We start from the raw sequence: 22,936 nt of genomic DNA, 5'->3' as shown, positions 1-22,936 counted from the left end.
CCGTGGGAAAGCCGAAAGCACGGATATTCTTAGGAATAAGTATCTACCAAAATAGAGGTAAAACCAGAGTGTCCGTGCCGAAGGAAAGAAAGAAAAGGTTTGAAGAGAAATTAAAGAAATTGACCAATCGAAACTGGGGAGTAAGTATGGAATACCGTATCTTGAAAATAAACCAGCTAATACAAGGCTGGGGGAACTACTTTAAGATAGCGGATATAAAGAAGTATGCCCGTGAAATTGATAGCCACATTAGGCGAAGGCTAAGGGCGTGCAGATGGAAAGAATGGAAAAAGGTTAAAACCAAACGTAGAAACCTTATAAAACTAGGAATTTCGGAAGAGGAAGCAAAAAGAAACGCCAATTCCCGTAAAGGATATTGGCATCTATCAAATAATCCTATCTTACATCTTGCCTTAAGTAACCAATACTGGCAAGAACAAGGTTTAAAATCCTTAACAAATGTGATTTCATAAAACTTTTGAACCGCTGTATACCGAACGGTACGTACGGTGGTGTGAGAGGTCGGCACGGTAACGTGCCTCCTACTCGATTTTATTGAATTTATTTAAGTATTGTAAGCAGAATAGTTGAAGAGGGGATGCTATGATAATTGTATAAAAAAGGTTGAATATGAGATTTAGTAAGAGGAGAAGTTGTACTTGAATAAAACTCAGGTTAATGTGTATTTCAGCTTATTTGGAGATGACTTTCCAATAGATGTGGATACGGAAAAGTTGGAAGTAACTCCTACCGAAACTTATAAAAAAGGCGATTTAATTCCAAACCGTACAACTGTTGTTAGAAAAGAGACAAGCTGGGATTTAGGAACAGGCTACCAAGGATCACTTGATGTAAATGACCAACTACAAAAAATTGTAGGTAGACTAAAGAATAAGTCATCAATAATTAATGAAGTAAAAAAGGCTTATTTCTTGGAATGTAAATTCTTTATTGTTATCAAAATAGAAATGGGAAATACCCCTGGTTTATTTCTGAATAAAGACATCATAAAATTTGCTTCAAGTATTGAAGCTGAATTTGATGTAGATTTATAGGCTAATCCTTATGATGATTTTGAAGAATAAAAAAGTACAAACTTTACTCCACTAACGGGTGCTTTCCTTAAATAGAAGGCAAGCCTTTTCGTATGGTGCTAAAGGGGCAGTTTAGTTGAAGAAGAAAAATTAAATATTAAGATAAAGATGCTCAGAATATTTTCTGAGCGTTTTAGTTTGCTGTTCTTTTATAATTTTTCACTTTTACAATAGAACTTGATCCGAATCAATTTTTATTTCATAGAAACATCCTATACTAGAGTCATCAACAAGGAATACAAATGAAAATGAAATTGGAGGGAATCAACATGCAAAGATATATATTAAGTAAAAAGAATTCCATTACACTGATCAGTGCAATTTTGATTGCACTTGCATTCTTCGGACGATTTTCCTTAGACAACATGGCCATTTTCAATTGGTCGCTCATCATTGCATCTATTCTTGGTGTAGCACCAATTGCGATTCTAGCCTATCAGGCATTAAAAGTAAAAGTTGTCAGTATTGATGTTTTAGTTACCATTGCAGTAATTGGGGCAGTATTGATTCAAAATTATGAGGAATCAGCCATCGTTACTTTCTTATTCTTATTTGGTTCTTACTTGGAGCAACGTACCTTGAACAAAACACGTTCTGCCATTAAAGAATTAACAGAGCTGGCACCAGAAAGTGCTTTAAAGCAAATGGAAAATGGAGAATTTGAAGAAGTTGATGTCGATGATGTAGGTGAAGGTGACATTTTATTAGTCAAAACGGGTGCAAAAGTCCCCGTAGATGGAACCGTGTTAACAGGTGAAGGTCACATCAATGAAGCAAGTATTACCGGAGAGTCAGTTCCAGTAAGCAAAAAGGTTGATTCTGAAGTATTTGCGGGAACAATCTTAGAAAATGGAACGATTCAAATTCAATCTGACCGTGTAGGGGAAGATACAACATTTGGTAGAATTATCGAATTAGTTGAAGAAGCACAGGATTCCAAATCAGAAGCAGAGCGGTTTATTGATCGATTCTCTAAATATTATACACCAGCTGTTTTAGTCCTTGGTTTTATTGTTTGGCTATTCTCAAAAGATATTGAACTAGCTATCACGATTCTTGTTTTAGGATGTCCAGGTGCATTAGTTATCGGGGTTCCTGTATCCAACGTTGCCGGTATCGGAAACGGTGCACGTAATGGTGTCCTCCTAAAAGGTAGTGAAGTTATCAATGACTTTAGCAGAGTAGATACTATCGTTTTTGATAAAACAGGAACATTGACAGTAGGAAACCCTGAAGTTGCCGAAAAAGAATTTTACGGAAACAATACTGAAGAAGTTCTAGGTTACTTAGCAAGTGTGGAGCGTGAATCGGACCACCCACTAGCAAAAGCTGTCCTACAGGATATTGGCGAGACAACTTTATCTACTGTTGAAGAAACCGAAGTCGTTAAAGGTGGCGGAATTGTAGCAAAAATAGGTGTTCATCGTATAGCCGTTGGTAACGTAGCTTTAATGGAAAAAGATAATGTGAAATTAAGTGAAAAAGCTAAAAAAGATGTCGAACGCTTTGAGAAAAATGGGAATTCTCTTGTGTTAACTGCGGTCGACGGAGAATTAAAAGTTCTGATGGGTATTCGGGATCAAATCCGCCCAGGTGTTAAAAAAAATCTTCAAAACCTAAAAAAACTTGGAGTCAAAAACCTAGTCGTTCTTTCAGGGGACAACCAAGGAACCGTAGATTTAGTTGCTCGAGAACTTGGATTAACAGAAGCACACGGTCATATGCTTCCAGAAGGAAAATCAGCATATATTGAAAAAATGCAAGCAAAAGGCCAAATCATTGCCTTTGTCGGTGACGGAGTGAATGATAGTCCTTCATTAGCCTTAGCGGATATCGGAATCGCCATGGGAAGTGGAACAGATGTTGCAATTGAAACATCGGATGTCGTTTTAATGAATTCTGACTTTAGTCGTTTACCACACGCATTAGGCTTGACAAAATCAACTTCAAGAAACATGAAACAGAACATTACCATAGCAGTTGGTGTGGTAGTAGTCTTACTTGCCAGCCTACTATTTAGTGAATGGATGAATATGTCAATCGGGATGTTGGTTCACGAAGCAAGTATCTTAGTAGTCATCTTGAATGGTATGAGATTGCTTCGATACCGGTTGAGAGAATAATTTTAATAGAAAGCGGTCTTGATGAATGATAAAGGGGAAGTATTCAGGTAGGAAGAACAAAATACTCCCCTACTTTTTTCTTAAAACTTGATTTGCGTCAATTTCATTTCGTTGAACCTGAGCTATACTTAAATTGTAAAGAAGAAGAGGGAAAACAAAAAAATCAAAGATAAGATGAAAGGAGAAATAATTCATGCAAAAAGCAGTTATTCAATTAGAAACATTATCTTGTCCATCTTGTATGCAAAAGATTGAAAATGCGGTGAAAGGATTAAACGGGGTTAATCAAGATAGCTTAAAAGTATTATTCAATGCCAGTAAAGTAAAAGTAGATTTTGATTCAGAAACGATCACCATTAACGATATCAAAAAGGCAATTGAAGACTTAGGATACCCCGTCGTTAAATCAAAAGTAAAATCTGCCTAAGACAAACACACATAACAAAAATTATTTATAGAAAGAGGGAAATAATAATGTCTGAACAAACATTTAACGAAATAATAACAAACCATTTTGAAAAACTGGATTTATACACTACTGCGATTACACGGGCCCATGGTAAGAACCATCCAGAAGCCTTTGAAGTACGTGAACTATTCGATAAAATCAGTAAAAAGATAAAGGACGCAGGTACGAACAAACCTGACTTAGATGCTGAATTTGCTCAATTACGAAAAATCACAGACAACTACACCATTCCTGGAGATGTTTGTGAAACATATGCAGGCACCTACGAAATGTTATCAGAAGTAGATAATGCCTATCAGGCTTAAAATAACTCAAAACCAAAAGAATGAACTTGGTTTACGATCGTTAAAATAAGAAAGGGGAAATGATTTATGCAAAAAGCAACCATTCAATTAGAAACCTTATCTTGCCCATCTTGTATGCAAAAGATTGAAAATGCGGTGAAAGGAATAAACGGTGTTCATCAAGGTAGCTTGAAAGTATTATTCAATGCAAGTAAAGTAAAAGTAGACTTTGATTCAGATGCAGTCGCTATTAACGATATCGAAAAATCAATTGAAGACTTAGGATATCCTGTTGTCAAATCAAAGGTAAAACCTGCTTAATCGAGTAAATAGAATGGAAGCCTAAGATGCCCTCTTGGGCTTTTTATAAAAAGGAGAGGTTATTTTGGAACAAAATCAATGTTGTCATCACCAACATGGACATACAGAATGTATTCGTATCGTTCCCATTTTCAACCATCTGGAAGACTCACAAATGGATTTGATTGCGGAATCTGCCAAGACACTTCATCTACAAAAAGGGGAAATGTTATTCCGTGCAGGTGAGGAAGATGACACCTTATATATTATCAATTCAGGTAAGGCTCGGATTTACCGCTTATCGGATTCCGGAAAAGAACAACTTGTTCGCATTTTAAATCCAGGTGATTTTACAGGTGAAGTGGCCATTTTCCAACCTGGAAGTGTTCATGAAAATTATGCGGAAGCACTACAAAATACATCCATTTGTTTAATTAAACGAGAGGATTTACAGAAGTATTTGGTGGAATATCCGCAGATCCCATTAAAAATACTGTCAGAAGTAACGATACGTTTGAAGGATTCTGAAAAACAAACCACACAAGTAGCAATTGAAAATGTAGAATCCCGCATTATATCCTTTTTAGCTGAAAATGTTGAAAAGGGAAGTGGCAATAGTCCAACGGTTACCTTACCAATGTCCAAAAAGGATTTAGCCTCGTATCTTGGTACCACACCAGAAACAATCAGCCGTAAATTTACTACTCTAGAAGAACTTGGATTGATTAAACAGTTACCGAAAAAGAAAATTAAAATAATGGATTTAGATCAATTGTTACTTCATACTGAATAAATATAAGCAGAGCAGCGTGCCATCATACTAACCTGGTTCGGTTTAATAGTACAAAACATAAAATAACAAACCTTTTAGCAATCCCATTAGCATATAAAATGGATTGCTAATTTTTGTTGGTTTAACAATGTTTATCTACAAAAAGAAAGAGAAATGGCTACTTATTTGGCACTTATTTTACCAAGATGACATAAATTTGTGTCAACTGAATAATTCATTAGCAAAACACGCCCTAATAACTAAGCTAATTCCTCTGATAAATAACTAAGGAATTGGCAACTTATGTTAAAATTATAATTTGGATTGTGAATTAGTATACTTAAAGTAACGGGGGCGTTAGTTAATTAAGAATCAAACAACTTTATTATCAAATTCGAAGATAAGAATAATTATAGTGATACAAAATTAACAACTTTAAATAATCCATCCTACAATATATCGTAGGATGGTTCTTGTTTTTTATGTCAAAAAAACGTATTTATTATCTCTATACAATTGGAGAAAAAGAAAATGAAAAATTCATTGTCAAAATTATCATTTCAACCTCACTTTTCTTAATAAAATTAAGAAAAAAATAAAGGATGATAATTTTGCTAATAAAAAAATCTAAAAATAATAAACACTCTCTTGTTTACAAAACATCTACCTTTTATACTGAGAAGCATCTAGTTAAACTTACTTATATAAATAAAATCACCTTTAATGCTGCTAATGGAAAAAAAACAATTGAAGTTTTATGGTCAAATATAAAAGAACTGCCGTTATCAAAAAATATCTCATAGGTTATCAAATAGAAGACTGAAAGAAAAATTTAAAGTTATTTCAAAAAAGTCGGGTAGAAATTTTTAATTGCGTTTAGTTATTAAAAGGGAACAAGAAAAAAATATAAAGAGAAAAATAGTAGGGATAGTAGTTATATTTATAAACGCGCAGCCTGAAGGTAGCGCGTTATTTTTTTTAAGGCTGATTTCGTATTATTAATAATATAATAATAAGTAGTAGTAGTTATCGTACTTGACGATAAGTTACTACTCGTTTGTTTTCCGTATTCTACTTTGCTACACTTAACCTAAAAAGCAGGTGATAGCATGTGTGGTCGCTTTACTTTATTTACTGACTTTGGAACAATTATTGACCGCTTTAATATCGACTCAGCAATTGAAGAATCCCTTTATAATCCAAATTATAATGTAGCTCCCTCTCAATCCGTACTTTCTGTGATTAATGATGGGGAAAAGAATCGTCTTGGATATTTACGTTGGGGATTGATTCCTCCCTGGTCTAAAGATATGAAAATCGGTTATAAAATGATTAACGCTCGTTCAGAAACAATTGCCGAAAAACCAAGTTTTCGAAATGCCTATAAAAAGAAACGCTGTTTAATCCTTGCTGATTCGTTCTATGAATGGAAACGTACAGATGAACGTAAAATTCCTATGCGTATTAAACTGAAAAATGATCAACCATTTGGTATGGCTGGTTTATGGGAATCTTGGAAATCCCCAGAAGGAGAAATGATATATTCTTGTTCTGTAATTACCACTCAACCAAATAAGTTAATGACTGAAATACATGATAGAATGCCAGTAATATTAAAACCTGAAGATGAACAATTCTGGCTAAATCCAACAAATACAGATACTAACTCGTTAAGTAAATTACTTGTTCCCTTTGACTTTGAACAAATGGAAGCTTTTGAAGTTTCAAGTGATGTTAATTCTCCAAAAAACAATTCACCTAGCTTAATTCAGCAAATTTGTTGATGAATTAACCAATTAGTAAAAATATGTCGCCATACATAAATAAAGAAAGTTGCGAAGCTTTAACTATTTCACTATATATTTTTGCTGAATTATACCTAGGTCTACGAAAAAAGGTGAAGTCATTTTGTTTATTTTCCAAACGAATGCTAATTAATCTATTAAAGATGAATACGCTTTTTTCTTTGAAGTCAAATTAATAAATGAAACTTCCGCTCATCTCTTTAATATAAATTCTATCGTAAGATTTAAATTAGTTACCTAAACCTAATATTGTTTTATATGTCTCCATCTTGTGGAGAAAAGATTCTTCACCACCTTCAAGATATTGCAATATATGTTTAGTTATCTTGGCATTGCCATGATATCCTTGAGCTTCAACCCACCCTTTTCCATTATTTGAAGCTAGGACAATAACTTGCTCTGCACCTGCATTAGTTACTATGCTGGGGTTATGAGTAACTATAATTACTTGCCTTTTGTTTTTTATTTTTTTTAAACTTTCAACTAAATTTTTATATATATATTGGCTATCCAAATTATCTTCCGGCTGATCGATAAGAAGTGGTGTATTATCGTTGGTATGTAGGCCAAAATTAAAAATAAATGTGAGAATTGCAGCGACTTTTTGTCCAAGAGATAAAGTTTCAATTGGAAGTAATAAAACTCCTTGTGATTTAGTGGATTCTTTAGAATTAATATTAAAATAAATATCAAAATCATCTTTAGCAGCAAAATACTTTCTTAGACATGCATCAATATTATTTTGATTTATAAATAATCCTTTAATTATTTCTCTATAAATTGAGTTTAAATTTTGACCTGTAATTGCTTCGTAACCTTCATTTACATCGTATAAAGACTTGTTAGCATTACTTTTCATAACACTAGATAAGCTAACTATCGCTTCTAACTTACTGAATCTTTGCCAAAGTAGTAATTCAAGAAAATCTAAAAAATCAATTTTTTCTATGATTTGGTATAGATATCTTTCAACATCTCCCCAGGTTAATAACAAACCTTTTATATGACGTTCTCTATTTATATTAAATAGTAGCTCTTCTAAGAAATCATGTTGTGGTTTATTACCGTGACCATAGTATATTTGCAAAATTTTTTTATTATTTTCATTAAAGCTGCTTATTTTTTCTGATACTATCTTTTTTCGTTCATTCATAGAAATCTTTAAAGAAGGTATTTGTTCTTTTAAATATTTTCTAATTGTATTCCTATTAGTATTTCGAAGCTCCATAAGAAAAGAATCTATTTCATCAAACCTTATACCGTCGAAAATAACCTCTTTTACAAAGTCACCAATCTCACCTTTTTCTATTCTATGTACAATATTATTTATAGAATAGCTTTGGCGAAAAACATTATTTAAGATATCATTCTTGAGATATCCAGTTACTGGTCCAATTTGCTCACCGCTAATCTTATATAAATCTATCCAGTGATCTGCTAAAATTAATTTATGCATATCATTTCTTTCTTCCTTAAATGCCTTTTCTAAGAAAAATTCAGAAGTATAATACTCCTTGTGGGGGTCTAGCTGTGAAATAAATTTTAGCATATAGTCATCGTTATTATAGGTAAACTCAATTTCTATAACTCTATGTTCTGCGAGAAACTTAAGCTGTTGCTGATTAGCAGATGTACGTGAAAAAATAGTATCTATTAAATTTAGTAATGTAGACTTTCCAGTACCTCTGCCACCAATAATACAATTCAAATCTTTTGAAAAATCTACATAGAAACCGTTATCACCAATACTTATATTCCCTAAAAAACCCTTATCAGAGGGTTTTACATGGATATTTTTAATGAATTTATCAGTTACTTGTGGTTTCTCAGTGTAAATAGAAAACTTATAATCAGTTAATGCTTTTCTAAAACTGTTGAAAGATAATTCGTTTATCTTAATCCATGTATTTCTTATACCTATATCTTCTAGATAGTGAGAATCACCTTCATATATTATACAGAAGTCTTCTTTTCTTTTGTTTGAGTATTGTAAAATTTTTTTTTCAAACAGGTTATCTATATTATTTAAACTTGTAAATCCTAAAAGATGACTAGTAGCAAAGAGTTCCTTTTTATATAAACCAGTACCTAAGAAATCAGAAGAGTTAATGTGGGCTATATAACCTATTCCACCAATCTTTTGAATTTTTTTAATAATAGTTAGGCTAGTATCTATTGTTCCATCTACAGTAGAGTAAATATGGTTATTTACTAACTTCTGTACTTCAGAAATGCTACTTTCATCAAATATTCCTACTACATGGTTTTTATCAGAACAGGATATTTCTAACCCTAACAGTAAGAAAATTGATTTCCGGTATGTTGCACTTGATTTTATTCTTGTTTTAAAATACTCATTTAAGGCAAATTTGAGTTTATCATATCCTCCGATTGTGTTGTGATCTGTAATCACAACTAATTGAATGTTTTCACTATATAATTTATGTGCAATTAACATGTAGGTTAGATACTCTTTAAAGTTTTCATAGGGTATGTTCTTTTCTTCAAGTAACTTATAGTATCCATTACCCTCAAAATTTCCTTTTGTTATTTGTTCTGAAAAAGTTTGTATTTGTTCCTTATTAAATAATAATTCCCTTTCGCATATCTCTAAGATATCTTCAACTTCTAATTCTTTATACGTTTTTCCTTTGGTGAGTTTATAATCATGGGAAGCAGGAGTATGTAAGTGTATTTCACATTTTTGCAATGTACCAAATTTAGTTTTATTTTTTTTAAATTCATTAACTAGTGTATTCAATGAATTGACCTCCTTGCTGGTATATTCAATTATAAAAAGTACTAATTATGGAGATCAACATTATAGAAGCCATTCCGAGTACTTTCTATAGCAAATGTCAATGCTCCTATAAAATATTATAATTTTTAAAACACTCTCATTTGTAATTAATGGTAATTATATCAATAATTTTCTTAGTAGAGAAATGTTTTTTATAATAAACCACCACTCAATTTCTTCTGACAAGTAGTAGTGTTAATCAATGTAATCCCCTGAAATTTGGAGCGGATGTTAGCGAATCTAAATATTTTTAAACTTCTTCTCATTTGTAATAGGTGAAACAAAGAATTCAGATTTTTGATATAATTACCAATATCCTAATTAGATAAGGAAAACTACTTAAATCAGAATTGGAGAAAGAACAATATGAAATTTTCAAAGATAGGTTGGTCTCTTGTTACAGCAGCTGCAACGATAATTATTGGCTATGGTGCAAAGAAGGGGAAAATTCCTTTTATTTCATCTAAGATAGTTGACCTATCTAAAGTTGCTTCTGATACAGTACTTAATGAAGAGAAATCGTTTGGTGGCCTTAAAGAGAGCACGCTCAATGAGATAGCAACAAATACTTATAAAGGTGTGAAAGCATTTATTGACGACAGTGAATTAGTGTTCAAGTTTAGATCTAATTCGAATAAAATGATTTTAGAGTCGAAATTTAAAATAGATGCTGCTGGAAAGTTAGTTATGACTTTTGTATCTGGAAATTATGGAAACCATCCTACAGCACCATTGTTTTTTAAAGATAATTTAGTTGAAGCAATGAATAAAGCCAATAGAACTTTGTAAAAGATATATGGAATTTATGACTGTGAAGTACCTTCAAGTATAAGATAGTATATTTCACTTTTTTGATAACTTCTGAAACTATTGAAAATAATAGGATAAAAAGTTAAAATTAAATCAGATTATTTTTCTATTTTGGATTTTTCTTTTACTTAGTAAATGTAGAGCCTTTGGGTTCAGTTTTAATAGCAGCTGTGCTATTAACTGTCCTGAAGGCTTTTTTTTATGAAAAAAGTAAATGACAAAAAAGAAAATTAATAGAAATGAAACAAAATACTAGGAGGGAAAGGTTTTGACGACGACTAAATTATTTGATTCTAATGTCTGTAGGAGGATTGCATATGTATAAAATCACATGCTTTTGTTCTCTAGAACCTACAAAGTTAGAAAGCTTATTAAAGGGTATAGGATTTTCAAGTAAAAAAGATGGATTGGAATGGTATTTTGAAGATATAGTTTTTCGTATTGAACCATTTAAAGGACATTCTAATCAAAGAGAAAAGGGATATAGAGTGTATTTTAATGGTAAAAATACTATGAGCTTTTCTTATATGTTTGACCTTTCATTAGGAACTTTAAATACTACAATTACCTGTATTGAGTATATGTTAAGGGAGGAAGGGAAAAACTCTAATGATTGGCTATCACTTTTAGATAATAGTCCCTCTATAATTACTATTGACACAAGGGGTTTCTATCAAAAAAACAGTATAAATATAATTGTTACTAATAATACTGTAGTGTTCCAATTGAGAAGTAAAAAGAATACAAGCTTAAAATTAATAAGCGGGTTAAAAAGGATCGAAGAATTGGTTGAATATATTATTCCAACCACTTACGATCTTTTTTCATTTGAGGAGGAATTAGCATAATGGTTGATTTTTATACTAGTAAACATTTCTATCAAATTCGTGAAAATATATTATTGATTGACGGAAAAATAGAAGAAAAGGGCAATATTTCTGTATATCATCTTATAAAAGATGAACCCGCTTTTATTAAAATATCTCAAAAAGGCAATATACCAAAAATAATAAAAACAGAAGATGTATTATTCGTTGATAATTCATCAGAAATTTATCATGGCCAAAAAACAATTAAGAAACATTTTCTCGTGTCGGTTCTACTTAAATTTAATGAGCAAGAAAGATATATAACTACAGATATTTTGGCTGCTAATGAGGACCATGCAAAGAGAATTATCAAGGTAAACTATAGTATGTTTCATATTTTAAATATAAATGTTAAGAATGTGAACATTGTTAGGTTATTCAATAATATCCAATAAGGAAAAGGGAGAAACCACTATTACTATTATCACTAGTAGTGGTTTCTTAATGAAAATATTTAATGCTGCTCTTTTTAATATTGAAAAGAAAAACGGGGAAAAGTTTTATGAATAGAATTGAAGATTTAATTGACATACTTAATAAACGTGGATGGGATTATATAATCGAAAAAAAAGGAAACATTAGATTTATTTTAGAGAATCAAGAAATTATATGTTCTAAAGTGGACACAGAAGGCATTAAAAAAATCATACTTGATATTATAAACTGGTAAACTAGCAGGATTGCATTAGAGGGGAGAAAATCCTTTTAGAACAATTATTATAGATTTTAGATAAGAAACCTTTCTCTTATAACAGAAGCGCAAATAACAGCTATTTTGTAAGTTAGAGAGTATCTAGAACACATCCTTGACACTAAATCTATATTGGAGGAAATAAGATGTTATTAAAACATGTAGAATTAGAAGATATTGAAAATAATGATGGTTGGACTAATAAAGTTGACATTTATGGTTATGAAAATAAGGTATGGGTAATGGCTCATGGTTTTTTTAAAGAATACCCTACTAGGGATTTTGAGAATACAAAAAATAAAATTGATAGTATTATTGCTAAATTAAAAGAGGTGTCTTTTAAAATAATTTATATCAAACAATATTAGTACTAAACAAAGGGTATGGATAATATAATTTATCTATACTCTTTATTATATATAAATTATCTAGCTTTCTAGTTTTAATATTTTAACTTATTTTTAATAGTTTTAGATGTTTTAATATTTTATCGTAGCTTTAAACCCTTGGTACTAATAGGTTAATAGTAGACAATTATAGCAAAATTGGGATAAAATATAACATTTTTAGGATGAAATATAGCAATTTTGGGACGAAATATAGCAAATTTAGGGTGAAAATGTAACATTTTTGGGATAAAATATAACATTTTTAGGATATGTAGTTACCTTAGTTTTATAGTTTTAATATTTTAGGTATCTGATGAACCCTTGATATATCTGTGTTTAATGATAGTAAATATATCATATTTGGGATAAAAAATAACGTTTTTGGGATAAAGTATAACAATTTTGGGATCAAATGAACAAATGATATTTAAGCACGTTACATTTAGTTGATAATTTAAAGACATCTTTTATAAATTGCATTTCTTAAATTACTCGAGTCCACAGGATCTTTAAAATCATAATGATATGCATATATTTTTTATTAAAAAATATATTTAATACACTCTTAAAAATTACTACTAAAAAACATCCCAAATATGTTATCTTTTTTCAGATTTTGAATTATAACATATTTGGGATGTTTTTTCTTTTAATAATTGAACTATAAAATTTTTGGGATGCAGTGTCTTTTGAAAAAGGAACTATAACATATTTGGGATAGTGTTATCTTTGGATAAGTGAACTATAACATATTTGGGAATGTTATCAATGGAATAAGTGAACTATAACATATCTGGGGTAGGGTCATCTATGGAAAAAGCGAAACTATAACATATTTGGGATAATGTTATCTATGAAATAAGTGGAACTATAACATATTTGGAATAGTGTTATCTATGAAAAAAGCGGAACTATAACATATTTGGGATAGTATTATCTATGGAAAGAGCGAAACTATAACATATTTGGGATAATGTTATCTATGGAAAAAGCGGAACTATAACATATTTGGGATGTGTTATCTATGAAAAAAGCGGAACTATAACATATTTGGGAAGTGTTATCTACGGAATAAGTGAACTATAACATATTTGGGATAGTGTTATCTATGAAAAAAGCGGAACTATAACATATTTGGGATAGTGTTATCTATGAAAAAAGCGGAACTATAACATATTTGGGATAATGTTATCTATGAAAAAAGTGGAACTATAACATATTTGGGATAATGTTATCTATGAAAAAAGTGGAACTATAACATATTTGGGATAATGTTATCTATGAAAAAAGTGGAACTATAACATATTTGGGATAATGTTATCTATGAAAAAAGTGGAACTATAACATATTTGGGATAATGTTATCTATGAAAAAAGTGGAACTATAACATATTTGGGATAGTGTTATCTATGAAAAAAGCAGAACTATGACATATTTGGGGTAGGCAAGTTTAAGATATTACCAATTAGAATATTCTGAAATATAACAGTTAATAATCTTTTGTTATATTTCACTTTCTTTTCTCTGAAAATAATGTCATAATTTGTTTAAGATTACAAACTTGTTAGTAGGTGATAGTTTGATAGAAACAAAGCAAGTTGAATTTAAAGTAAATGATCTAATCATCCAGTCTAATGATTTAATAGAGGCTTATTATGATAATGAATTAACCACTTTAGAGCATAAGTTTATTCGATATGTTGCTAGTAAAATTAAGAAAAATGATTCCCAATTTCCAGACTACACAATTACTGTTAAAGAATTTGCAGAAGTCATGAATGTTAAAGGAAATAATTATCATAGTCAGATAAAAGAGTTAGCTGATGATCTAACAAGAAAAAGAATAAAGATTCGCTCGTCTAATGATAAAATGGGATGGTTTCCATGGTTTAGCGCTATTATATATGATAATGGTACTGTTCATGTTTCTTTTAATCCAATAATTAAAGATTATTTAATTAGCTTAGACAGTAGATTTACAGGATATTCATTTGATGATATAAAAAAATTAAAAAGTGGATATACAGTGAGAGTTTATGAATTGTTAAAACAGTATGAGAAAATTGGAAAAAGAACAATAGAGCTAGATGAACTTAAAAGGATGATTGGAGTAGGGGATAAGTATCCTGTATACGGGAATTTCAAACAACGAATATTAAATGTTGCAAAAAAAGAATTAGAAGCAACTGGAGAATTATACTTTTCTTTTAAAGAAGTCAAACAAGGTAGAAAAACAGTAGCAATAGATTTTAATATTCATAAAAAAAGTCCTAAACAACAGACTCCTCTTTCAAAAGAAGCACAAGAATTTATTGAATCAGTAAAGAAATCTCTATATATTCATGGTATCGATATTTCTGATAAGAAAATTCTATCCTGGAAAAAATATGGAATAGAATTAATTTTAGAAGTTTTGGAAGAAATAAGGCATAGAGACATTGAAAATTATGAGAATTACATATCAAAAGTGTTAAAAAGTAAGTATGAAAATAAAGATGTTGATCCTAATATAGGAAAAGAGGAAAATACTAGCAAAGAAATAATAGATGATATAAATGAAATAGATGAATCTCTATTAAATCTTGCTCGTCAAAACCTCGTTGCAAAATATGCGCCTGGTAAGGAATTAATTCCAGATTATTTTCTAGAAAAAGAAGTAATTCCATTTTTCATGAAGTTCATGAACGTTAGTGAAAAAGTTGCAAGTGAATTATGGGAAAAATATAAAACAATTATTATGTATCAAATTAAAACCAAAAAAGATGAACAATTACAGAAACGATACAATAGATAACATAACAAAAAATAACTCAATGGGACTACCCCAAATATGAAGGTAAATCAAAGTTACCTAATATTTGGGGTAGTCTTTTTTGCGAAGGAGACTGAATAATGAAGAAGGAAAGAATACATTCAATTGATATTATAAGAGGATTTGCAATCTTAGGCATAGCTTTTGCAAATATATTACCACTAAGTGGTCCTCATTTATATGAATCCTCTCCAAGTAGTATTTGGATGGATCCTATTGATAAACTAGTAGAATCGATTTTATTTATTTTCGCTGAAGGTAATTTTTATTCCCTCTTCTCTATCCTTTTTGGTTTTAGCGCAATTATTTTTATGGAGAACGCAGAAGACAAAGGATATAATCCTTACTATTTATTCTCAAAGAGATTATGGATACTGTTTGCAATTGGATTCTTACATGCCTTTTTCATTTTTTATGGAGATATACTCATGATATACGCAGTAATAGGTTTGTTCTTACTTCCTGTTTATAAAGTTCCTGGTCGTGTTATGATGCTGCTGATTGGTATATTTATGATTCCAATGTTGTTTGAATTAATGAAGATACTGTTATTTGATTATCAAATTGCAGCTGTTGATTATAACTTATTACAAAATGTGATTATTAATTATCAAACAGGGGGAAGAATTGCATTATTACAAAATACTGTTGATTGGTTAACGATTTACTCTATAGAAAATCTTCCATCTTTGTTCTGCAGTATTTATCCAATGTTTTTGTTAGGGATGATATTAGGAAAAAATAAAGCATTGATTACTAATATTAAGGGAATCCACAAATTAATGTGGGTGATAAGTGGTAGTATTGGTATTGCAATAAAAACATTAGCAATAATATATTCTGACTCCTACTTTTTAATAAGACTTTCCGAAATTTTTGGTAATATAAGCATGTCCATATTTTATGGTTTATCTATTCTGTTATTACTAAAAAAAACAGGAAAGCATTTCAAATTAATTGCTAATATAGGAAAAACATCTATGAGTAATTATTTATTCCAAACAACATGTTGTTTTTTCATGTTTAAAGTATTTAAGTTATATGCACAAGTTTCACCTGGTCATTTAGTTTTTCTTTCTATAGCTTTAATATTCATACAAATATTATTAAGTAATTGGTGGTTAAAAAAACATAAGCAAGGACCCATTGAATCGGTATGGCGTAAGTTAACTTACTATAAAAGGACTCCTTCCTATAATAGGGTTGATAAGAAATAGATATAATAGTAGAATGAAAATGTAACTATTTTATATTTTTAACATTTTAGCAGCCTTTTATTGGCTAGCAGTTTAGATATTAAACGCAGCGTCCTTTGGGATGATTTATTGAGTATTACACTTTATGTGTAATTCATTAAACCATCTCTCAGGGCGCTTTTTGCGTTTTATATAAATAATATATTGAGAGGATGAAGAAAAATGATGAAAGAAACAATTAGTAAGGGGCCAGTTTTACAAGGAAATGTATTTGAGGAAAGTAAAAGAAAAGCAGAAAAAATTATTGCTAGTAAACCAATCTTACATTCTCGTCATAGTATCGAGATCATTTTGCCAGATGGGGAACGAAGAATATTTAAAGCTAAGTCAGTGTCAAAAGAACATGCATTTAATGAATTCTTAGTATTTATTGAGTGTTTAGAGCAAGGAATTAACTCAAATGTAATGTGGAGGTTTAAAGGCGATAAGGTTTATCATTTTAGTACAACTATCAACGAAAAACCTTCTACAATTACACGCTTAAAGAAAGCGATAATGGGATATTTTTTTGATATTGAATAAAGAGCTATGAGGACATTTACATTTAATTAAGAGAGGTAGATTTATTATGAGTAGATATAACGACGCAAAGGAATATATTAAGTATTTTGGGGAGAATGACACTAGTCTTCCACATTTACTGGCTATTATTGTCGGTGAAACCGTATGTGACTCAACGATCGATACTTTAGGTGAGTTAGGTTTAAGTGGGATTTCTCAATTATCTGAAGAGGAGCTATTGAAGTTCGAAGGAATAACTACGGAAACTTTATTTAGAATAAAAGCACTAAATGGAATCTTAAATATGGTACCAAAATTTGATTGGCAATCGGAATTTAAAATATCTTCTAAATTTGATGTAATTGAATATGTGAGAGATATTCGTTATAAGCAGGATTCACAATTAGATCTTTTATTTTTAAATAAGAATAATGTGGTTATAGGCAGACAAAATATTGTTAAAGGGACTAGAACACTCAATAAAGACTTAGTTCATTTGGCATTTCGACAAGCAATTAAAAGAAACGCTTCAAAAATAGTAGTCTGTAGTAATGAACCTGCAGGTTATGCAGTTTTAAAAGATGAAGACTATTCTTTATTCGACTATTTTTTATCTATATCCAATCTAATGAATGTTGAGGTACTTGATCATATTATTTTGGGTAAAAAAATGTGCGTTTCTATTGCGGAAGAGATTACGAATAAGTCCAAAGGAGAATTAGCATGAAAAACCAATGTAACCTAATAGGCCGATTGAGTAGAGATCCTTATTTAGCAGGTACTGAGGAAAATCCAGTCTGTTTTATGACACTTGCTGTAAATCGAAACTATAGAAATCAGCATGGAGAAAGAGAGGCAGAATTTATTCCAATTAAAGCATTTAAAGAGAAAAAGTTAGCTACCACTTGTCATAATAATTTACAAAAAGGTAGTTTAATTGCTGTTACAGCACGTTTGCAAGCAAAATTTAAGGATAATAAAACAGAAATTGAAATCATTGCAGAAGATATAGTCTTTTTAGATTCAGGTAAAAGGAGACTGAAGACTGAGGATGATGGAGAGAATAATCACAAATATTCATATGAGGAGAATTATCATCAAGAGGATATAATGCCTTGGGAAAGATAATATTGAGTAAACGTTCATTCTAATAGAATGGGCGTTTTTTCATGATTAAAAATAGGAGGAAATAACATGTCTCATATAGGTAACAAACGTGCGACACGTTGAGCTATAAATGACATTTTTTTTTTTTTTTTTTTAAAAGTCGTGAAAAGCTCGGATATGGGATTGCAAATTCATATCTAACTGTCATTCCAAACTATGAAATGAGGGAACTAACCACCCCGAAGCATAGTCACTAAGACTCCTACATGCGTCAACTCCCTCCGAAGGATTTGAGGTGTGAAGCTAGGTAAAGTCGATTGAAGTTGGTCCCAATGCTGTTATATGTAATGGTTCAACGATAAATCGGGTGTCTATAAAATATATATGGTGAGAATGTCCTTGTGACTGACGAACTTTCGAATGTACACAACTATAACCTAGATGATTAGGAATAATCATCGCCGTATAAAGCGGTACTTGTGAGGATGAGTAAGAATGTTTGTTATGAAAATCCTTAGCAACAAAGAAGGGTTGTTCCAGCAAGTAGTTGTAAAGAAAGCACCTAAGTATATATGAACAGATAGGAATGATTGGAACGTGGAAAGCGAGTAACGTGGAGGTTCGGAGACTTTTGAAGCGTTCATACGGAAAAGAGCAAATCTATAACGTGTGTTAATACTCGTGATGGTGGTGGCATGGTACCGAAGAAACAGTGATAACAAACTGTGGAGGGAAGGCCACTAGTCTAACGGAATTAAACAGAAAATTACTAGGGTAAGCAATCGGTTAGGACAAGTAGGCAAAATCCTTTTAAAGGAGAGTAGCGAACTTACCAATGAATGATAGTGTAAGATATTCCGAATATTATTTAATGCAACCAATTTTTGATAATCTATACGCCAAATCAAAAGAAAATTTTTCATTTTCTAATCTCTATGAACTAATTATTAGTAGAGACAATCTACTTTTAGCATATAGAAATATCAAATCCAATACGGGCAGTAAAACTGTTGGAACAGACGGATTAAGTATCAAAGATTATAAAATAATGGATGAAGATACCTTTATCAGTAATATCCGAGAAAGGTTAGCCAACTTCCACCCTAATAGTGTACGTCGAGTTTTCATTCCTAAAGCTAATGGAAAGGAAAGACCGCTTGGCATACCTACAATGGAAGATAGACTTATCCAACAATCCATAAAACAGATACTTGAACCAATATGTGAAGCGAAATTCTTTGAACATTCCTACGGATTTAGACCAAACCGCTCAACACATCACGCTCTTGCAAGGATGCTGAACCTTATAAACGTGGGGAAAAACCATTATGTTGTTGATATTGACATTGAAGGATTCTTCGATAACGTCAATCACAACAAATTGATTAAACAACTATTTTCTTTAGGTATCAAGGACAAAAGGCTCCTGGCAATTATTAAAAAGATGTTAAAAGCCAATATTAAAGGTGAAGGGATACCAAACAAAGGTGTTCCACAAGGTGGAATACTTTCCCCTATACTCTCAAATGTCGTTCTAAACGAACTCGACCATTGGGTAAGTGACCAATTTGAAACCTTCGACATTAGCAAACTAGGAAGTAAAGATACTCGTAAATACCGCTTTCTGCAGACCAAAACAAACATGAAGCAAGGCTTTATTGTTAGGTACGCAGACGACTTTAAAATCATCACAACTTCATATAATGAAGCGAAAAGATGGTATTTTGCAGTACAAAATTTCCTTGAAAAGCGACTAGGTTTAAATATCTCGAAAGAAAAATCGAAGATAACTAATCTCCGCAAAAGAAAATCCGAATTTCTTGGATTCAAAATTAAAGGGGTTAGGAAAGGAAAAAGAATCGTAGCACATAGTTTCATCAGCGATAAAAAGAAACAAGATATTATACAATCCTTACGTGAAAGAGCTAGAACATTATATCGATCTAACACCCGAAAAGAAGCATATGAATACAACTCTTATATTAGAGGAATTCATAACTACTTTTCTGCTGCATCGCACGTTAGCGTTGATATGAAAGAAATTGCCTACAAAACTTACCGAACTATATGGAATAATCTTTCAAAAATTAGTGAATCAGGCAAATGTGAAGTGAAAGGATATGAAAGATACAATTACACTACCTTTTCCATCAATGAAGTACCTTTAATTCCTGTTTCAGCGGTGAAATCTATCGTGGTGAAACAATTTCAACAGGATATTAATGACTACAGTCTGAAAGGTAGAGAGCTAAATAGTAAAGTCAATCTCATGCATAACGTTCAAAAAGCTGTGCAACAACTAGCGAAAACTTACATTGAGAAAAGAAGCATTCAATACAATGATAATCGTGTCTCAAAATTCAGTACCAGTAAAGGCAAATGTTTTGTTACAGGTGCGGACCTAACTAGAGACATTCACAACTATCATTGTCACCATATTACACCTATATATTTAGGTGGAACTGACGAATACGACAATTTGGCTGTACTTCATAAATTTGCTCATATCTTGGTTCATGCTACGAAAGAGGAAACTATAGACAAATATATGAGGTTGTTGAATATAAACGAATATCAACTAAAGAAATTAAACAAGCTTCGTAAAGCTTGCAAACTTCAACCTATTAAAGACTAGTAAACTGTATAACCAGTTAGATGGGGCGCCGTATGAGGTGAAAGTCTCACGTACGGTGCTAACCGGGGGAAAAGTCGGAGATTACATCAAAGACTTACCTATCGGAACTAAAAGCAGGTTTTTTTGCAACACCTGAAACACAAGGTGAATATATCATTAAATTACTAAATGTCGAAGGTAGTGGTGTTTGGTTTGATCCCACTTGCGGAGAGGGAGAGATTCTAAATCAACTTGCAGCTGCCTTTAATAATGAAGAGACTATTATTAATACTTATGGAGTCGAACTTGATAGAAGACGTGCTGAACGCGCTTCAAAGCTTTTGAATCATTGTATAAATGCCCCTATAGAATCTATGGTAATACAAAATGAAGCTGTGTCATTCTTATTTCTTAATCCACCATATGATTTTGCATTAAAGGGGATGGATGATTCTTCAGCCAAAAGAAAAGAATGGGTTGAATTAGAAAGGAATTATAGATATCTAAAAGAAAATGGAATATTGATATATATTATTCCTTCATATCGTTTTGCAGATCAAAAAATTTCTAGGTTTTTAGCAACTAACTTTAATGAAGTTGGCATTATGCGATTTTCAAAAGAGGATTATGAAGACTATAAACAGTGTATTTTTATTGGAAGAAAAAAGGCAGGAAAATATAAAGGAATTAATGAAAAATTATATGATTTTTTATTAAGAATGGATTCCGAGGAATTTATATTAAAGAATGTAAATACGATTGATCAGATTGTAACTAGAGAATTTAAATGGAATGTACCAAGCGGTTATAAAAACTTATCTACATTTTATACAAAATTGGCAAATAAAGACGATTTTGTTGAAAGTATTAGAGAGAGTAAAGGATTCGAAGCTTTTATGAATAGAACCAAGCCACGCCAATTAAGTATAGGTGGAGAACCTATTCTGCCGCTTAATCAAGGGCAATTGTCTTTATTATTAGCAAGCGGAGCGATTAATGGTGAGCTAGGTGAAGGCGAAAATTATCATTTAGTACAAGGTCTTGAATCCGTTTCTAAAATTGTGGATGAAGAGGTAAAACATCACGACAATGGCAGCAAGACTGTAATAACTAAAACCAGAACAAAGAGGGATGTATCTGTAAAGATAATAACTCCAAATGGGATGATAAAAAAATTAGTGTGACGGTGATTGATATGATAAAAATTTTAGAATTATTCGGAGGTATTGGGGCACCAAGAAAAGCTCTATTAAATCTGGGGGTTGATCATAAAGCTATAGATTATGTAGAGATAAAAGAAAATAGAGTACGTGCTTATAATGCTCTATATGACCATGCTCATAAACCACAATCCGTTGTTGGATGGAATTTGAAGCCGGATGTCCTTATCCACGGATCTCCCTGCCAAGATTTTTCAAGGTCAGGATATAGAAAAGGTGGAAATATAAAGACTAAGACTCGCAGTTCATTAATGTTTGAAACGCTTAAAATTATAGAAAATATGGGGAAGTGGAAACCAAAAGTTGTAATTTGGGAAAATGTAAAAGGAGTTTTAGATAGAGACCTAATTGGCCCGTTTAACTCTTATATTCAACAAATGCGTAAACTAGGATACACAAATTCTTTCAATGTTTTAAATGCTGTTGACTTTGGTATTCCACAGCAAAGAGAAAGAGTGTTTTGTATATCCATTTTTGGAAAAGAGGCATTTGACTTCAATAAATTAGAAAGAACCCCAATGCGTCATATTAGTGGATTCTTAGAGAATAAAGTAACTGGTTCTCAGTATTTGGTTAATGTTCCAAGTATGTTGAGTAGAATAGAAGAATTTAACCCAGTTAAGGAAACGGATAAGTATAAACGTAGATTATCCGTAATAGAAGATTATTGTTGGACTATAACAGAAAGACAAGATCGATGTCCTAACGCTGGAATTATTAGATTAAAAGATAAAGAGGGATATAGATATCTAACTGAAAGAGAAGTATGGAGATTAATGGGTTTTGATGATAGGGATTTTGAATTAATCTTGGAACAATTCCCTTCTAGAAAGGGTTGTAGAAATGCTACTCTTTACGAACTAGCAGGAAATAGTATAGTCGTCCCAATTTTAGAAGCAATTTTTAAAGTTATTCTAAAAGAGGATTTTGCAGAAGATTTACTAACAAATACAAAAGGGCAATTAGAGTTGATTATTTAATTAAATGGAAAAAACGGATTAGATCTAATATTCTAATCCG

At 31.3% G+C, this 22,936-nt stretch carries 22 protein-coding genes; 21 read left to right on the top strand and 1 reads right to left on the bottom strand.

What is annotated here, in order from left to right:
- Positions 1 to 2: 2 nt before the first annotated feature.
- From MHH96_RS24645 to MHH96_RS24610, 8 genes are all read left to right on the top strand, one after another.
- Entirely contained in the window at positions 3 to 473 is a 471-nt protein-coding gene (locus MHH96_RS24645) for a group II intron maturase-specific domain-containing protein (RefSeq protein ID WP_286167787.1), read from the top strand.
- Between the two features lie 186 nt (positions 474 to 659).
- Entirely contained in the window at positions 660 to 1,055 is a 396-nt protein-coding gene (locus tag MHH96_RS24640) for a DUF4279 domain-containing protein (RefSeq protein ID WP_341118278.1), read from the top strand.
- A gap of 308 nt (positions 1,056 to 1,363) precedes the next feature.
- Complete coding sequence (locus MHH96_RS24635) at positions 1,364 to 3,217, top strand: heavy metal translocating P-type ATPase (protein ID WP_031538010.1); 1,854 nt, start codon at positions 1,364 to 1,366, stop codon at positions 3,215 to 3,217.
- Between the two features lie 193 nt (positions 3,218 to 3,410).
- The gene (locus MHH96_RS24630) at positions 3,411 to 3,644 is read left to right on the top strand and encodes a heavy-metal-associated domain-containing protein (RefSeq protein WP_033827363.1); all 234 of its coding nucleotides are present in this window, start codon (positions 3,411 to 3,413) and stop codon (positions 3,642 to 3,644) included.
- Positions 3,645 to 3,691: 47 nt separating this feature from the next.
- Positions 3,692 to 3,991, top strand: coding sequence for a hypothetical protein (locus MHH96_RS24625; protein WP_031538007.1), 300 nt, complete (start codon positions 3,692 to 3,694; stop codon positions 3,989 to 3,991).
- Between the two features lie 66 nt (positions 3,992 to 4,057).
- Positions 4,058 to 4,291: a heavy-metal-associated domain-containing protein gene (locus tag MHH96_RS24620; protein WP_031538006.1), complete on the top strand. Its 234-nt coding sequence runs from the start codon at positions 4,058 to 4,060 to the stop codon at positions 4,289 to 4,291.
- Positions 4,292 to 4,355: 64 nt separating this feature from the next.
- Positions 4,356 to 5,063, top strand: coding sequence for a Crp/Fnr family transcriptional regulator (locus MHH96_RS24615; RefSeq protein WP_076179622.1), 708 nt, complete (start codon positions 4,356 to 4,358; stop codon positions 5,061 to 5,063).
- 1,088 nt (positions 5,064 to 6,151) lie between these two features.
- The gene (locus tag MHH96_RS24610) at positions 6,152 to 6,826 is read left to right on the top strand and encodes an SOS response-associated peptidase (protein WP_016205108.1); all 675 of its coding nucleotides are present in this window, start codon (positions 6,152 to 6,154) and stop codon (positions 6,824 to 6,826) included.
- A gap of 250 nt (positions 6,827 to 7,076) precedes the next feature.
- Here MHH96_RS24610 and MHH96_RS24605 read toward each other — a convergent pair whose 3' ends face one another.
- Positions 7,077 to 9,608 (bottom strand): Spaf_1101 family AAA-like ATPase, encoded by a 2,532-nt coding sequence (locus tag MHH96_RS24605; protein ID WP_341118277.1) that lies wholly within the window; start codon positions 9,606 to 9,608, stop codon positions 7,077 to 7,079.
- Between the two features lie 405 nt (positions 9,609 to 10,013).
- Here MHH96_RS24605 and MHH96_RS24600 point away from each other — a divergent pair, with 405 nt between their 5' ends.
- The 13 genes from MHH96_RS24600 to MHH96_RS24540 all read left to right on the top strand — a co-directional run bounded on the left by MHH96_RS24600 (position 10,014) and on the right by MHH96_RS24540 (position 22,896).
- On the top strand, positions 10,014 to 10,436 hold the full coding sequence (locus MHH96_RS24600) for a hypothetical protein (RefSeq protein WP_016205248.1): 423 nt from the start codon (positions 10,014 to 10,016) through the stop codon (positions 10,434 to 10,436).
- A gap of 338 nt (positions 10,437 to 10,774) precedes the next feature.
- Positions 10,775 to 11,305: a hypothetical protein gene (locus MHH96_RS24595; protein WP_152112372.1), complete on the top strand. Its 531-nt coding sequence runs from the start codon at positions 10,775 to 10,777 to the stop codon at positions 11,303 to 11,305.
- On the top strand, positions 11,305 to 11,721 hold the full coding sequence (locus MHH96_RS24590) for a hypothetical protein (RefSeq protein ID WP_341100952.1): 417 nt from the start codon (positions 11,305 to 11,307) through the stop codon (positions 11,719 to 11,721). The genes MHH96_RS24595 and MHH96_RS24590 overlap by 1 nt, the downstream gene beginning before the upstream one ends.
- A 107-nt stretch (positions 11,722 to 11,828) precedes the next feature.
- On the top strand, positions 11,829 to 11,996 hold the full coding sequence (locus MHH96_RS24585) for a hypothetical protein (protein WP_341118276.1): 168 nt from the start codon (positions 11,829 to 11,831) through the stop codon (positions 11,994 to 11,996).
- Positions 11,997 to 12,163: 167 nt separating this feature from the next.
- Positions 12,164 to 12,385, top strand: a complete 222-nt coding sequence (locus MHH96_RS24580) for a hypothetical protein (RefSeq protein WP_016205245.1) — start codon at positions 12,164 to 12,166, stop codon at positions 12,383 to 12,385.
- 1,600 nt (positions 12,386 to 13,985) lie between these two features.
- Positions 13,986 to 15,200 carry a replication initiation protein gene (locus tag MHH96_RS24575; protein ID WP_341118275.1) on the top strand — a complete coding sequence of 405 codons (1,215 nt, stop codon included), beginning with the start codon at positions 13,986 to 13,988 and terminating at the stop codon, positions 15,198 to 15,200.
- 98 nt (positions 15,201 to 15,298) lie between these two features.
- Positions 15,299 to 16,435, top strand: coding sequence for a DUF418 domain-containing protein (locus tag MHH96_RS24570; RefSeq protein ID WP_341118274.1), 1,137 nt, complete (start codon positions 15,299 to 15,301; stop codon positions 16,433 to 16,435).
- A 201-nt stretch (positions 16,436 to 16,636) separates the two neighbouring features.
- Positions 16,637 to 16,996, top strand: a complete 360-nt coding sequence (locus MHH96_RS24565) for a DUF6018 family natural product bioysynthesis protein (RefSeq protein ID WP_341118273.1) — start codon at positions 16,637 to 16,639, stop codon at positions 16,994 to 16,996.
- Between the two features lie 46 nt (positions 16,997 to 17,042).
- Entirely contained in the window at positions 17,043 to 17,702 is a 660-nt protein-coding gene (locus MHH96_RS24560; protein ID WP_144545598.1) for a JAB domain-containing protein, read from the top strand.
- A complete protein-coding gene (locus tag MHH96_RS24555; RefSeq protein ID WP_341118272.1) occupies positions 17,699 to 18,103 on the top strand; it encodes a single-stranded DNA-binding protein in 405 nt (134 codons plus the stop codon). The genes MHH96_RS24560 and MHH96_RS24555 overlap by 4 nt, the downstream gene beginning before the upstream one ends.
- Before the next feature lie 814 nt (positions 18,104 to 18,917).
- Positions 18,918 to 20,717, top strand: a complete 1,800-nt coding sequence (gene ltrA / locus MHH96_RS24550; RefSeq protein ID WP_341118271.1) for a group II intron reverse transcriptase/maturase — start codon at positions 18,918 to 18,920, stop codon at positions 20,715 to 20,717.
- 80 nt (positions 20,718 to 20,797) lie between these two features.
- Positions 20,798 to 21,880 carry a DUF6094 domain-containing protein gene (locus MHH96_RS24545; protein ID WP_222125405.1) on the top strand — a complete coding sequence of 361 codons (1,083 nt, stop codon included), beginning with the start codon at positions 20,798 to 20,800 and terminating at the stop codon, positions 21,878 to 21,880.
- 11 nt (positions 21,881 to 21,891) lie between these two features.
- Complete coding sequence (locus MHH96_RS24540; RefSeq protein ID WP_341118270.1) at positions 21,892 to 22,896, top strand: DNA cytosine methyltransferase; 1,005 nt, start codon at positions 21,892 to 21,894, stop codon at positions 22,894 to 22,896.
- The last annotated feature ends 40 nt before the right edge of the window (positions 22,897 to 22,936 follow it).

Origin of the sequence: Niallia sp. FSL K6-0212 (assembly GCF_038007605.1) — a bacterium.
GTDB classification, from domain to species: domain Bacteria; phylum Bacillota; class Bacilli; order Bacillales; family Cytobacillaceae; genus Niallia; species Niallia circulans.
This window is presented reverse-complemented; position numbering and strand designations above follow the sequence as displayed.